The following is a 205-nucleotide window of genomic DNA, read 5'->3' on the forward strand; positions in this document are numbered from 1 at the left end:
ATATTGCACAATGGGCGCAAGCCTGATGCAGCCATGCCGCGTGTATGAAGAAGGCCTTCGGGTTGTAAAGTACTTTCAGCGAGGAGGAAGGCATTGTGGTTAATAACCGCAGTGATTGACGTTACTCGCAGAAGAAGCACCGGCTAACTCCGTGCCAGCAGCCGCGGTAATACGGAGGGTGCAAGCGTTAATCGGAATTACTGGG

The 205-nt window shown here is 52.7% G+C and carries 1 rRNA gene; it reads left to right on the plus strand.

Annotated features, from left to right (window positions below):
- Positions 1-205 (plus strand): 16S ribosomal RNA (locus tag HII27_RS27025); the annotation flags it as partial.

Origin of the sequence: Kluyvera sichuanensis (assembly GCF_014218705.1) — a bacterium.
Taxonomy (GTDB): domain Bacteria; phylum Pseudomonadota; class Gammaproteobacteria; order Enterobacterales; family Enterobacteriaceae; genus Kluyvera; species Kluyvera sichuanensis.